Source organism: Nocardiopsis sp. MG754419, from assembly GCF_018207095.1.
In the GTDB taxonomy this organism is placed as follows: Bacteria; Actinomycetota; Actinomycetes; order Streptosporangiales; family Streptosporangiaceae; genus Nocardiopsis.
This window is the reverse complement of the sequence record NZ_QOCZ01000157.1, coordinates 1-12918: the sequence shown is the minus strand read 5'-3', so window position 1 is coordinate 12918 and position 12918 is coordinate 1. Positions and strand designations below refer to the sequence as shown.

The following is a 12918-nucleotide window of genomic DNA, read 5'->3' as shown; positions in this document are numbered from 1 at the left end:
GGTCATCACCTCGGTCGACGGCGACGAGCGCCGGGTGGGCAAGATCGACGTCCTGTCCCTGCGCCGCGGTGACACGGTCACCCTGCGCACCTCGGGCGCCGGAGGCTATGGGGACCCCTTCGAACGCCCCGAGGCCGAGGTCCTGCGCGACGTGGTGCGCGGGGTCGTCACACCCGACGCCGCGGCCCACGACTACGGCGTCGTCGTACGCGGTGCGGGGGCGGAGACCATCGTGGACTCCGAGGGCACGGCGGCACTGCGCGCGGCCGGTTCCGGTTCCGCCGGGGCCCATGGGCTGGGGCCCGAACGCGATCGCTGGGACGCCCTCTACGACGAGCGGACCGCGGACCGACTGGTCGCGGCCCTCTTCCGGTTGCCCGCGCCCGCCCGCCACGGCCGCCGCGTGCGGGTGCTCGGCACGGCTCTGGACCTCCTGCCGGACGGCTTCCCCGCCGTCCCGGCGTCGGAGGACGCACTGTCCCGTGCCCGTGCGGCCCTGCACGAGGCGGTGGCCGCCGTGGAGTCCGAGACGGTCGGGACGGCGGGGGAGTGAACATGGCGGACGTGGACCTGGCGCGCGCCCGGGCCGTGCTCTCCCGCTACGGCGCGGGTGCGCCCGGTACCGACCCCGCCGCGCTGGCGGACCTCTACCGGGACCTGCACGCCCACCCGGAACCGGGCTTCGGTGAGGAGCGGACCGCAGCCCTCGGCGCCGCCGCGCTGGCGGACGCCGGTTACGAGGTCACCACCGGGGTGGGCGGGACCGGCGTGGTGGGCGTGCTCCGGTCCGGGCCGGGGCCGGTGGTACTGATCCGCGCGGACATGGACGCCCTGCCCGTCCGTGAGCTGACCGGGCTCCCCTACGCCTCGCGGGTGGGCGCCCCCGGCGACCCACGGACCCCGCTCATGCACGCCTGCGGCCACGACATGCACGTCGCCTGTCTCATCGGCGCGGCCTCGGTCCTGGCCGACGCGCGCGGCCATTGGAACGGCACGGTCATGGCCGTGCTCCAGCCCTCCGAGGAGAACGGGGCGGGGGCACGGGCGATGCTCGACGACGGCCTCTACGCCCGCTTCGAAACCCCGGACGCCGTGTTCGCCCAGCACGTGTTCCCCCTGCCCGCCGGGGTCCTGGCCCTGCGCCCCGGCCTGGTGCTGGGCGCCACCGAGAACCTGGAGGTGACGCTGACCGGCCGGGGTGGCCACGGCTCCCAGCCGCACCGGACCATCGACCCCGTCGTCATGGCCGCCGCGGCGGTTCTGCGTCTCCAGGGCGTGGTGGCGCGCGAGTTGGATCCCGAGGAACAGGCCGTGCTCACCGTCGCCCGGCTGAGGGCGGGGGAGGCCGAGAACGTCATCCCCGACGAGGCGGTGCTGACGCTCAACGCGCGCGCCTTCGACCCCGAGGTCCTCGCCCGGGTGGTGACGGCGGCACGCCGCATCCTGGACGGGGAGGCCGCCGTCTCCGGTGCGCCGGAACCGCCGCGGTACCGCCGTCTGGGCGCCTTCCCGGTCACCGTCAACGATCCCGCGACCACGGCCGCGTTGGAGGAGGTCTTCGGCGCGGTGCTGGGAGCCGATCGTGTGGTGTCCATGGACCGCATGATCGGCAGCGAGGACGTGGGGCACTTCGGCGCGGACGCCGGTGCTCCGTCGGTGTTCTGGGGGCTGGGGGCGCAGGCCCCGGGCACGGCCCCCGCCCCGGAGAGCGCGGACGCCGGGAACCACTCGCCCTACTTCGCCCCGGCCGTGGAGCCGACCCTGTCCACGGGGGTGCGGGCGATGACGCTGGCCGCGCTCGGAGCGCTGAAGAGCACGTCGTAGGGTCGCGTCGGGGGCACGTGAAAGGCGGCTCCGGTCGGTCTCGCCTCGGTCCCCGCCCTTGATGGTCTCCAGGCGCCCCGGGCCTCGACGATGGTGCGCACCGACAGGAGCACCTGACGGGGCGCAGCGAATCGTCCCTCTCGGCGAGCACGGCGTTGCCGAGGTGACGGACGATCGATGAGTGGAAGGCCTGGTCCAGGCGGGCCAGGGCGTTCCAGTCGCGTGCGCCTTCGGCGGCCTCCATGGCCTCGATCAGCGCATGGGTGTCGGCGGGGCGCCCCGTGTCGGATCGGACGGCGACCACCGTTCCTTCCCGGGGCCGGCCCGAGGGCGCGACGTCCGTCGTCCCGTCCTCGGTGCGTCGGCCGACGGGGCACACCGATCCGTTCGCCTTCGCGGCCCCCGCACCCACGAGGTCCGGATCCGCCGGTGGGCGCGGAGGGCGGCACGCCACGGCCGCGCACGGATGTCCCTCGACGTTCTCCGAGCGGCTCCGCGCCCGCGCGTGCGACTGTGACGTGGGCCGTGGTCGTCGGTGAGCGGCCTCGGATAGCGTGTCCCGGGCTTTCAGCGGCACGGTAGTTCGGAGGCGCCCCTTGTCCGGGGTCATGGTCGGTTTCGGAGTCATCGCCAGCGTGATCGCCATCGGCTACATGCTGGGGCGGTTGTCGCTGCTGGGGCAGGGAGGGATGCGGGCCCTCAACGGGCTGGCCTTCTACGTGGCCAACCCGGCCCTGCTGTTCACGATCCTGTCCCGCACCGACATGTCCATCCTCCTGTCTCCGCTGGTGTCGGTGAGCGTCATCAGTGTGCTGCTCATGGCCCTGGTGTTCGTCGTCGTGGGACTCCTGCGCGGGTGGGGGGTGGGGCGCACGACCATGGGGGCGCTCGGCGCCTCCTTCGTGAACGCGGGCAACCTCGGTCTCCCGATCTCCGCGTACGTCCTCGGCGACGCGTCGCTGGTCGCCCCGCTCATGCTGTTCCAGATGCTGGTCCTGACCCCGGTGTCGCTGACCGTGCTGGACCTGGACAACGGGAGTGCGCGCGGGTTCTGGCCGGTGCTGCGCCGTTCCCTGGGCACCCCGGTGCGCAACCCCGTGGTGATCGCCTCGCTGGCGGGTGTCGCGGTCTCCCTCTCCGGGTGGGTGCCGCCGGCGCCGTTGATGGAACCCTTCGACCTCGTCGGTGGCATGGCGGTCCCGGCGATGCTGCTGGCGTTCGGGATCTCGCTGCACGGCAGCCCCGTGCCCGGCCGGAGTGGACCGGAGCAGGCCCCGGTGTTGCTGGCGGTGGCGTTGAAGTCGGTGGTCCAGCCGTTGGTCGCCTGGGCGTTGGGCGCGTGGGTCTTCGGCATGGAGGGCGCGGCCCTGTTCGCGGTGGTGGTCCTGGCCGCGCTGCCCACCGCGCAGAACGTGTTCAACTACGCCTCCCACTACCGGACCGGAGAAGTGCTCAGCCGTGAGGTCGTCCTGCTGACCACCGTGCTCACGGTTCCGGTCCTGTTCGCCGTCACCTACCTGTTGGGGTGAGGTCCGGGACCGACCGTGAGTGTGCGAGCGCTCTGCCCGAAGAACAGCGGCGTCATGAGGAGACCGATCAGGCCGTAGGTGCCCAGGATGTCGCCCTGCCACAGCGACAGAGGGCGCGCACGGCACCGAACACGAGTATCCAGATGTGGCGTCCACGGAGCAGGGCGCGGAACTCGTTCTCGCTCGTTCCCCGGGCCTTCTGCCGGGCGTACACCCGCCCGATGCCGTAGGCGAAGAGGAAACCGAACACGGAGTACGTCCGGGTCCACCACGAGGAGGCTCAGGGCCCGCGCGATCCGGTCGTTCGTCGGGAGCCCGGGTGGGTGCCCGACGAACGACCGGATGCGTGGTTCCGGCGCGGACGGGAGCTCACGGCCCCGCGCGGCCGGCGTCCCCGCGGGCGGTCCCTGCCCCTGCGTGCCGCCGTGCCCTCACGCGCGGCACCGGGTCCGGGACTCCCGCGTACCCTCCCCGGAACCCCTCCGACCGGAACGCCGCCGTCCTCGGTTCAGGTCGTCGCCGTGGTGACGCTGACGATGGCCGCGGCGGAGGACGCGGCGATCGCGGCGGCGGTACGGACCACCGCGCTGTTGACCGCGGAGGAACCCCAGTCGCCCTCCATGATCTGCTTGGCGCGGCTCACCGTGGTGGAGTTCCAGGGCAGGGGAGGACGCAGTGCCGGCATCGCCCCGCTCGCGTACACCAGACCGATCACCGCCGCGGTGTGGGGCTCGGGCTCCTCCCCGTCCTCGATCGCCGCGCGGATGCGCCGGCGCAGTTCCTCCTCGTGGCGCTCGTCCTCGGCGGGCCACGTGGTCGTGCGGAAGATGCCGAGCACGCGTCGGCGCTCCTTACGAATGAGACCGCGCTCCTGGAGACGGCCGAGCAGCGTGTTCAGCAGGTCGTCGTTGAGGGCGATGAGGAGCGGCTGCACCCGCTGTTCGCGGGCCACGACGGTGTCGAAGGCGGCCTGCAGGACCGGGTCGTCGAGCGGTGCGTCCCCGACGGGGCGCACGATCGCTCCGTTCATGCGGCTGATCGGACCTCCGGTGTCCTCGTCGAGTTCGACACGGCCCAGGAAGGCGAGTTCGACGAGGAGCGCGCCGGTCAGTGTGTAGTGGAGCGTGCCCGCCCCCGCGATGGAGGCGCCGTCGTCGTCGAGCAGGAGCAACATGAGTTCCTCGGCCACGAGCAGGTGGTCGCGCATGGAGGGGTCCTTCCTCTGTGGGTGCGTGCGGCGGTGGTGCGGACGTCGCCGGTCGGCCCGGTGGACATGGCCGCGGTGACGGTGGTGCGGGCGTGTGGGACGGTCACGTCGACCGCCCCGGGTCTTCGAGTGTCGAACGCCGGGGCACGGCGGAGTGCGCCGGAGTGCCCCACGGGAGCGAGGTGACGGCGACGAGCGGGACGGGTCCACGGACGGGCCCGCTCCGGGAACCTGCGGTCCGTGGTGGTCCGTCCCCGGGCATCGGCGACGGTGGTCGCGCGGCTGAGCGGGGCGTGAGCGGTGACCGCGCACGCGGGTCGCCCGCCCCGCACTCTGCCGGTGGGAGCGGCGCGCCGAAGACGTGGGAGTCGCCATCGTGCCCTGCGAGGGTGGTGGCGTTCTCCTGCATGCGGTGCCGTTCTGTCGCGATGGTCGTGTCGCCCCCGGGCCCTCCGGCACGGTGTACCGGCCCCGGGGCGCACACATTAGCACGCTGTACCGGCACGCTGTACTATCGACACGGAACGCGCTCCTCCGCGATGAAGGGACCTCATGAGCGACACGCGAGAGCGGATCATCGCCGCCGCGACGGCCATCGTCATGGAGAGGTCCCAGACCCGCCTGAGCGTGCGCGCGGTCGCGGCGCGCGCCGGCGTCGGTGCGAGCACGCTGCGCCACCACTTCCCGTCACAACAGGCGCTGTCCCAGGCCGTGCTGGACGCGATCTACGACGACAGGCTCCCGACCGAGAGCATCCGCGACACCTCCGTACCCGCCCGGGAGAGGCTCGCGGAGTGTCTGCGCGCCCTGCTCACGCCCATGGGGTCCCGGGAACAGGTGCGCGAGTTCTGGCGGCGGATGTTCCGCCTGCTCGTCGACTCCGAGCAGGCCGGGACGTCACGGACCTCCTACGAGGAGATGGTCGTGCGCGCGCGTCGACGCATCGAGGGGTGGTTCGAGGTGCTCGAGGACGAGGGGGTCGTGACCAGGGGTGCCCGCGCGCGGCGTGCGCTGTTGCTCATCGCGGTGGTGGACGGGCTGGCGATCGAACGCGCGCTGCCGTCGGGCGGTATCGACCCCGAGGAGGAATCGAGGGTTCTGTACGACGCGGTCGACGCCGCCCTCGCCCTGGAGTGAACCTCTCCTTCGCGCACCGTCCCGGCCCACCCCGATGCGCGGGGATCCGTGGCGTCGCAGGCACAGGAGCGGTGTGAGCGGTGTGAGCGCGGTTCGGGTGGTCCGACCGACCCCGTCCCGCCCCTGACGCGGCGAACCCTCCGCACCGAGCGCTGGCCGATCGAGCGGAAGCACGCACGCGGGGCGAGGTCCACGGGAAGAGCCCGGCACCGACCCGACGTTCCATCGACGAGGGGCGCGCGCCCGTGGGGATCGGCGCGGCACACGATCGCTCCGGCGTCGGCGCCGGCTCCTTCGGTCGCCGCCACTCGGGCGCTCCGTGGAGGTGATGGCGCGTGGACAGCGACACGATGGACCTCGACGCGTTCGAGGAGCTGGTGAGCCGGTCCTACGCCGCGCTGCCCGCGTGGGTGCAGGAGGCCATGGCCGACGTCGCGCTGCTCGTCGACGACCGGTCACCGCCCGCGGAACCCGGACACGTGCTGCTGGGCCGTTTCGTGGGTGTGCCCCGCACCCGGCGGGGTCGGCGCATCCCCGGAAGCCTGCCGGACCGTATCGAGCTCTACCGCGAGCCCATCCTGCGTGTGTGTCGCTCACGGGAGGAGGTCGAGGAACGGGTGAGCATGGTCCTGCGGCACGAGATCGGGCACGCGTTGGGCATCGGTGAGGCCCGGCTGAGGGAGCTGGGCTACTGACGGCTCCGCCCTCCCACGGACCGGGACCGTGCCGGTCGCGTTTCTTCCGCGAGGTTCCCGTCCTGAACCGGGGGAGAGGGAGAGGGGATGGGGGGTTGGGAATCGTGGCTCCTGGCCGTGCCGGTCGCCGTGGTCTACGTCGTCGCCTTCGCCCTCACGTTCGCGGAGGCGGCGACCTTCGTCGGTCTCGTCGTTCCCGGTGAGACGGGTCTGCTGGTCGCCGGGGTCGTGGCGGGTCTGGGCCACGCGGACCCCTTCGCCGTGGCCGCCTGCGGGATCGCCGGTGCGGTGGCCGGGGACTCCGTGGGGTTCCGGGTCGGACGCCGACTGGGGCCGCGACTCACGACCGGCCGACTCGGACGCGCGATCGGCCCCGCCCGTTGGGCGCGGGCCGAGGGCTTCGTGGACCGGTACGGCGCTCACGCGGTGTTCCTGGGCCGGTGGGTCGGGTTCGCCCGGGCCCTCGTCCCCGCTCTGGCGGGCGCCACCGGACTGGACTACCGGCGGTTCCTTCTCGGGAACGCCCTCGGCGGCGTGGTCTGGGCGAGCACCGTGACCCTGGTGGGCTACCTCGCCGGGAACTCCTGGCGGCGGGTGGAACGCGTCTTCGGCGAGGCCGTGATCCTGGTGTTGCTCGGGCTGCTGGTGGTCCTGGGGGTGGTGGCCGTCGCCCGATGGATCGCCCACCATCCGGACCGTGTGCGCGCCTGGGCCGAGCGTCAGACCGGGCGTCCGAGCGTGCGGCGGGTGCTCGACCGCTATGACCGGCAGGTGCGGTGGCTGGCCCGACGGTTCCGACCGCACGCCGTCCTGGGTCTGGAACTGACCCTGGGCGTGGTGCTGGTGGCGGCCGGAGGGTGGTTCTTCGGTGCGCTCCTGCAGGACGTGATCGTGGGCGAGGAATCCGTGCGCGGTGACGGGCCGATCCTGCACTGGTTCGTCGCGCACCGGGACCCCGAGGCCACGGCGGTGCTGCTGGCGGTGTACCGGGCCACGGGTGTGTGGGGCGCCGTCGTCCTGGCCGGGGTCGGCGCGTTGCTCACCCGGTCGGGCCTGCGCGGTGTCGTTCTCCTGGGCGGGGCGTGGGCGCTCGCGGCTGGTATCGGACCGGTCGTCGCCGCTCTGGTCGGCCGTGCGTCGCCCCCACCCGAGGAGGCGTTGGTCGGGGCCTCGACGCTGGGCGGCTTCCCCGCGTTCGGGGTGGCGTGCACGACCGCCGTCGCCGCCATCACCGCCTATCTGGCGGGGGGACGCGCGCGGACCTGGGGTCGGGCGGTGGCCTGGTGGACGGTGGCGGTGCTGTGGGTGGGCCTGGCCGGCGTGGCGGTGACCTCTCTGGGCGCGGGGTGGGCGACCGACGTCCTCGGCGGGTGGGCGCTCGGCGGCCTGGCCGCAGCGCTCGCGCTGACCCTGGCCGACACCTGGTCCTCACTGGGCGCGGAGGGTCCGACCTCCACGAACACGGCCTCCCCGCCTTCCTGACGCCCCGGTGGCGGGGCGGCCCCGCCGGCCGCCGCGCCCCTAACCGTCCTGTTCCTCCGCGATCAGGTGGTGCGTCTGTCGCAGCACCGCGATCTGCGCCGGGTTGTAGAGATCGGTCGCGGCCTGCGCCATGGTGGTCATCGCCTCTCGCCGCCGCCCCAGGGCGAAGGTGGCCGGGTCCCGGGCCGAGGGGTACTCCTCGTGAATGGCGCGGACCACGGGTACCAGGCGCCGGGCGAGATCGCGCACGGTGCGGTCGTCGGCGTCCGAGGGGAGGGCGTTGAACTCGTCGTCGAGTTCCTGGTGGGTCGTGGACATGTGGCGGATGTCCTGGATCAGCTCGTCGTCGAAGAGTTGCGACGAGACCATGATCATCGCCCGGTCCGCGTCGGTCAGGTGCGCGGCCACGGACTCGAACCCCGACGGGACGTCCGCCGACGCGTGATGACGCAGGAGGTCCGCGAGCTCGGCGCGGATGACCTGCTGCCGCTCGATCGCGGCGGCGAGCTCGGCGTCGAGCGCCCGCACCGTGTCGGCGAATCCGTCCCCCGGGCCGTCCATCGCGGCGATCTGCGCCAGGGTCATCCCGAGGTTCCGCAACCGCCTGATCTGCAGTAGCCGTACGAGGTGGCGCGTGCCGTAGAGCTTGTAGCCGTTCATGGCCCGCTCCGGCTCCTCCAGCAGGTCGATGGAGTGGTAGTGCCGGATGGTCTTGATGGTCGTGCCCGCCCGGTCGGCGAGCTCGCGGGTGCTCCAGGACATCAGAGCTGAGAGTCGGTACTCGGCATGCTCTCATTCTCCGTGATCCGGCGGTGGATCGGTGGGAAACGGAGCGTCGGACCGATCACGCGGTCGTCGGTCCGAGGGCGTGGCGCGGGCGGGGACTTGACCCTGCCCTCAGGGCATCGTTTGGGATGTCGGTGTCCGGACGGGCCCGGCCGCGGCGACCTCGCCGTGGCACGCGCCGCCCTCCTCGACGACCGACCCGAAGGAGCACACCCATGGTCACCGTGGACCATCGCATCCGACCTCGCCGCATCGAGGTCGAGGAGTTCTTCGCCGATCCCGCCTTCGCCCAGCCCACGATCTCGCCGGACGGGACGCGGATGGCCTACCTCGCACCGGCGCACGGACGGCAGAACGTCTGGGTGCGCGGGATCGACGAGGACCACGACGACGCCGTCCCCATCACCCGCGACGACCGTCGGGGCATCAGGACCTACCACTGGTCCGACGACTCGCGATGGCTCCTGTACCTCCAGGACACCGATGGCGACGAGGACTGGCACCTGTACCGGGTGGACCTGGAGGACCCGGAGGCGCCGGCCGTCGACCTCACCCCGCTGCCGCCCGGATCCCGGGTGTTCGCCGTGGACCCGTTGCCCGCGCTCCCGGGGAGCGTGGTCGTGACGATGAACAAGCGGCCCACGGCGCTCGACCTGTTCCGGATCGACGTGGCCACGGGCGAGACGACGCCCCACCACGAACAGTCCGAGCCCACCGAGAACGTGCTGCTGGACCACTCCGGAGCACCGGCGTTCGCCTCGCGACTCACCGGGGACGGCACGATCGAGTTCTCCACCATCGACCCGGACTCGGGCGAGCGCAGGACGCTGACGCGGATGGGGGGAACCGAGTATCCGATGGAGGTCCTGCCGCAGCTGGTGACCCCGGACGGCACGGGCCTCGTCGTCGGCGCCTACCTGGACTCGGACGACCTGCGGCTGGTGCGCATCGACCGGGAGACCGGTGCGACGAGCGTCCTCGCCGCGCGGGAGGGGCAGAGCCTGGACATCATGGGCACCATCGCGCCGGGGGTGCTCCCCTCGACGGTCTTCACCCACCGCCGTACCGGCGAGATCCTCGCCGCCAGGTTCGTGGGGCCGCGCCCGAGCATCGAGGTGATCGACGACCACTTCGCCGAGGTCTACGCGAAGCTGTCCGCCCTGTCCGACGGTGTCCTCGGCACGCTGTCGTCGGACGACTCGGGACGGCGATGGATCGCCACCTTCGTGCACGACCGGGACCCCGACGTGGCCTGGTACTACGACCACGCGACCGGTCACAGCCGTCGCCTCTTCCGCCCCCACCCGCACCTGGACCCGGCGGACCTCGCCCCGATGGAGGCGATCGGGTTCACCGCGCGCGACGGGCTGCCGATACACGGGTTCCTCACCCTTCCGGTCGGTCACGCCGCGCAGAGGTCGCCGCTCGTGCTGGTCGTGCACGGCGGTCCGTGGCTGTACGACACCTGGGGCTACCAACCGCAGGTCCAGTTCCTGGCCAACCGCGGCTACGCGGTGCTGCAGGTGAACTACCGCGGCTCGACCGGGTACGGACGTCGGCACACGGTCGCCGGGATCGGCGAGTTCGCCGGCGCGATGCACGACGACCTCCTCGACGCCGTCTCCTGGGCGATCGATCAGGGGTACGCCGACCCGGACCGGGTCGGCATCATGGGCGCTTCCTACGGTGGCTACGCCGCCCTGGTCGGGGTGGCGTTCACCCCGGACCGTTTCGCCGCCGCCGTGGACTTCGTCGGCATCGCCGACCTGGCGGGCTTCCTGCGGAACCTGCCCGAGTTCAGCCGTCCGTACATGGCCAACAACTGGTTCGCCTACGTGGGCGACCCCGAGGATCCGACCCAGGAGGCCGCCATGCTGGAGCGGTCGCCGATCAGCCGGGTCGACCGGATCACCACGCCTCTGTTGGTCGCCCATGGCGCCAACGACGCGCGCGTCATGCGTGCGGAGTCCGACGGCATCGTCGCTTCGCTGCGCGACCGCGGGGTCCCGGTCGGCTACCTGGTCGCCGAGGACGAGGGGCACGGTTTCGCCAACCCCGAGAACGAGATCCGGCTCCAACACGCGATCGAGGCGCACTTCGCCGAGCACCTGGGCGGGGAGGGCGGCTCCGGCACCGATGGTCCATGACCTCGGCGCGCCGGGCCGGACCGCGGCGACGGAACCGCGCGTACGGCCCGGTCGTCCGGCACGGCGGTGGTGGTCGACGCCGTCGCATCGCAAGGAGGGGCTCGGGGCGTCATGACATCCGTCATGTCCCGACCGTGGGCGGGGCGGAGGGAACTCGTGATCGGTGACACTCGGTCACGGCCCACCTCCGTTCTAGGTTCGAACCATGGATACCGACGACCGTTCCCCCGGTCCCACCCGCACGGAGTCCGCACCGGCGCGACCGCGTCCGCGCGGCCCCGCGCCGGGGCCGGCCGTCTCCTCGCCGGATGGGCACGCGCCGGGGAAGCGCCCGATGCCCGCACGACGTACCCGCGAGCCCGGCCTCAGGACCCCCGAGGCCGACCGCACGACGCTCTGGAGGGCGAGTTGATCAAGAAGTGGTCGCGGCGTCGGGCCGCTCGACGCGTCCGGGCCGGTGACGGGCGCCCGCTCAAGCCCTTCCGCTGGTGGCAGCCGACCTCGCGCGCGTTGTTCTACCTGCCGTTGCGCGATGACGACGGCCGACGGATGGTCTACGCCGTCGACGTCGACCACGTGCAGCGATTCTTCTCCGAGGACGGCAAGGGCGAGGCCCATCTGTACCTCGATGGTGGGCACCACGCCCAGTCCACGCTCCCCGCCGCCTTCCCGGTCCGCGGCGGCACGATCGAGGTGGCGGCGACGTCCTTCGGCCTCAGACGCTGTCACTACGTCACCGACGAGGGGGACGAGCACCGGCTCGTTCCCGATCGTGCCTCCGCCGAGGGTCGCCGTGCGGTCTTCGATCGGCGGCACCCCGTCGCGAGCCGCTGGATCGGCGTCCTCTCCCTGGTCCTGCTGGTCATCCCCGCGCTCCTCCTCATCCCGCAGCTCATCGAGGTGGCCACGCACCTGCCGCCCGTGAGCAGTCGTTTCGGGACCTTCACCTCGCCCGTGCGGTTGCCGGCGGCGCTCAACGCCGCGCTCGCCTTCGGTGCCGCGATCGCCAGCGTGGAGCGTGCCCTGCGCCTGCGCTACAACTGGCTGCTCGACTCGGCTGCGCAGGGCTGACGGCGGTGCGGACGGTCGGTGGCGCGTGCCGCCGTACCGCCGGGGCGTGGACGCCCACGCCCCGACCGCGCATCATGTGGGGCCTCGTCCCCGTATCGCGCGTCGACGTGTGTCCGGCTCGGGTGCCGGCCACGCCCGTCCGCCGCACCCGCGACGATCGTCGGTCCCCGAGGCCACCAGGGGCCGACCTTCGTCGGTGGGCGTATCGGTCGTCCGGGTGATGACCGGGCGCGGTGCCGCTCCCTACCGTGGTGTCGGACCACGAAGCGCAACGAAGAACGTGTGCAAGGGAGCAGGACATGAACCCCCGTCCGCGGCCGGCCGGTGTCGTCACCGCCCTGGTGCTGCTGATGCTCATCGCCGTGTATCAGGCGGTCACGGCCTCGGTGCGCCTACTGTCCGTGGTGTACGGCCCGCAGGAGCCTCGGATCCCGAGCACCTCCTTCCTCGTGGGCGGGACGATCGGGGTCGTCTACTGCGCGGCCGCCGTCGTTCTGGCCGTGATGGTCGCCCGAGGTGTTCCCCGGGCGCGCCCGGCCGTCGTCGGTGTCAATGTCACCGCGGCCCTGGTCGTCCTGGCGCTCATGGCCACCCCGGTCTACGCGCTCGACGCCGTCATCATCGCGGCCTTCGCCCTCGTCACGGCGGCCCTCATGGCCACCGACGGCGCGTGCGACCACTTCGTCCCCGTTCCCCTGTCGGACCTCCCCGGCCCGAGGGCGGCGAGCCGAGCACGCGCACGGCCCCGCGACATCGCGCGGGGTGCGGACCGTGCGGTCCCTTTCCGGCCGGCACGGGGATCCACGCGACGTACGGCCCTTCGGGCCGGCGGGTGCGCGGTGACCGACCCCCTCGGGGCGCACTCGGCCGTCCCACGGTCTCGTCACACGACCCGAACCCGAGCGGCGCGGTGTGGACGTGCGCACGACATTCGCCCCGACAGGTATTCAATACATAGAGTATGTTCTCAATATGTGGTCGGGGTCGACCCCGCGACCGTCCGACCGCCCCGACACCGGTGACCGCCGTCAGCCCGGGCC

Annotated in this window: 10 protein-coding genes and 2 pseudogenes; 9 read left to right on the top strand and 3 right to left on the bottom strand. The window is 72.7% G+C overall.

The window, feature by feature from the left end; genetic code table 11:
* Window positions 1-553, top strand: a pseudogene (locus DSY14_RS23305) (hydantoinase B/oxoprolinase family protein); the annotation flags it as partial.
* Window positions 554-555: 2 nt separating this feature from the next.
* The gene (locus DSY14_RS23300; RefSeq protein WP_211718760.1) at window positions 556-1824 is read left to right on the top strand and encodes an amidohydrolase; all 1269 of its coding nucleotides are present in this window, start codon (window positions 556-558) and stop codon (window positions 1822-1824) included.
* A 181-nt stretch (window positions 1825-2005) separates the two neighbouring features.
* Here the strand turns inward: DSY14_RS23300 and DSY14_RS28930 are convergent.
* Window positions 2006-2068: pseudogene (locus tag DSY14_RS28930) on the bottom strand (GntR family transcriptional regulator); the annotation flags it as partial.
* 352 nt (window positions 2069-2420) lie between these two features.
* Here DSY14_RS28930 and DSY14_RS23290 point away from each other — a divergent pair.
* Window positions 2421-3353 carry an AEC family transporter gene (locus tag DSY14_RS23290; protein WP_211718759.1) on the top strand — a complete coding sequence of 311 codons (933 nt, stop codon included), beginning with the start codon at window positions 2421-2423 and terminating at the stop codon, window positions 3351-3353.
* A 508-nt stretch (window positions 3354-3861) separates the two neighbouring features.
* Here the strand turns inward: DSY14_RS23290 and DSY14_RS23285 are convergent.
* Window positions 3862-4560: a GPP34 family phosphoprotein gene (locus tag DSY14_RS23285; protein ID WP_211718758.1), complete on the bottom strand. Its 699-nt coding sequence runs from the start codon at window positions 4558-4560 to the stop codon at window positions 3862-3864.
* A 552-nt stretch (window positions 4561-5112) separates the two neighbouring features.
* Here DSY14_RS23285 and DSY14_RS23280 point away from each other — a divergent pair.
* The 3 genes from DSY14_RS23280 to DSY14_RS23270 all read left to right on the top strand — a co-directional run bounded on the left by DSY14_RS23280 (window position 5113) and on the right by DSY14_RS23270 (window position 7874).
* Complete coding sequence (locus DSY14_RS23280; protein ID WP_211718757.1) at window positions 5113-5697, top strand: TetR/AcrR family transcriptional regulator; 585 nt, start codon at window positions 5113-5115, stop codon at window positions 5695-5697.
* 335 nt (window positions 5698-6032) lie between these two features.
* Window positions 6033-6392: a metallopeptidase family protein gene (locus tag DSY14_RS23275; protein ID WP_211718756.1), complete on the top strand. Its 360-nt coding sequence runs from the start codon at window positions 6033-6035 to the stop codon at window positions 6390-6392.
* A gap of 87 nt (window positions 6393-6479) precedes the next feature.
* Entirely contained in the window at window positions 6480-7874 is a 1395-nt protein-coding gene (locus DSY14_RS23270; RefSeq protein WP_211718755.1) for a VTT domain-containing protein, read from the top strand.
* 39 nt (window positions 7875-7913) lie between these two features.
* Here DSY14_RS23270 and DSY14_RS23265 read toward each other — a convergent pair whose 3' ends face one another.
* Complete coding sequence (locus DSY14_RS23265) at window positions 7914-8636, bottom strand: MerR family transcriptional regulator (RefSeq protein WP_211718754.1); 723 nt, start codon at window positions 8634-8636, stop codon at window positions 7914-7916.
* Between the two features lie 239 nt (window positions 8637-8875).
* Between DSY14_RS23265 and DSY14_RS23260 the strand changes: the two genes are divergently transcribed.
* The 3 genes from DSY14_RS23260 (at window position 8876) to DSY14_RS23250 (ending at window position 12900) form a co-directional block, all read left to right on the top strand.
* Window positions 8876-10807: a S9 family peptidase gene (locus tag DSY14_RS23260; RefSeq protein WP_211718753.1), complete on the top strand. Its 1932-nt coding sequence runs from the start codon at window positions 8876-8878 to the stop codon at window positions 10805-10807.
* Between the two features lie 408 nt (window positions 10808-11215).
* On the top strand, window positions 11216-11878 hold the full coding sequence (locus DSY14_RS23255; RefSeq protein ID WP_211718752.1) for a hypothetical protein: 663 nt from the start codon (window positions 11216-11218) through the stop codon (window positions 11876-11878).
* A 299-nt stretch (window positions 11879-12177) separates the two neighbouring features.
* Entirely contained in the window at window positions 12178-12900 is a 723-nt protein-coding gene (locus DSY14_RS23250; protein ID WP_211718751.1) for a hypothetical protein, read from the top strand.
* The last annotated feature ends 18 nt before the right edge of the window (window positions 12901-12918 follow it).

Coding starts and splice junctions, on each gene's coding strand:
- DSY14_RS23300 (WP_211718760.1), top strand. CDS start 556: ATGGCGGACGTGGACCTGGCGCGCGCCCGGGCCGTGCTCTCCCGCTAC.
- DSY14_RS23250 (WP_211718751.1), top strand. CDS start 12,178: ATGAACCCCCGTCCGCGGCCGGCCGGTGTCGTCACCGCCCTGGTGCTG.
- DSY14_RS23285 (WP_211718758.1), bottom strand. CDS start 4,560: ATGCGCGACCACCTGCTCGTGGCCGAGGAACTCATGTTGCTCCTGCTC.
- DSY14_RS23270 (WP_211718755.1), top strand. CDS start 6,480: ATGGGGGGTTGGGAATCGTGGCTCCTGGCCGTGCCGGTCGCCGTGGTC.
- DSY14_RS23280 (WP_211718757.1), top strand. CDS start 5,113: ATGAGCGACACGCGAGAGCGGATCATCGCCGCCGCGACGGCCATCGTC.
- DSY14_RS23265 (WP_211718754.1), bottom strand. CDS start 8,636: ATGTCCTGGAGCACCCGCGAGCTCGCCGACCGGGCGGGCACGACCATC.
- DSY14_RS23260 (WP_211718753.1), top strand. CDS start 8,876: ATGGTCACCGTGGACCATCGCATCCGACCTCGCCGCATCGAGGTCGAG.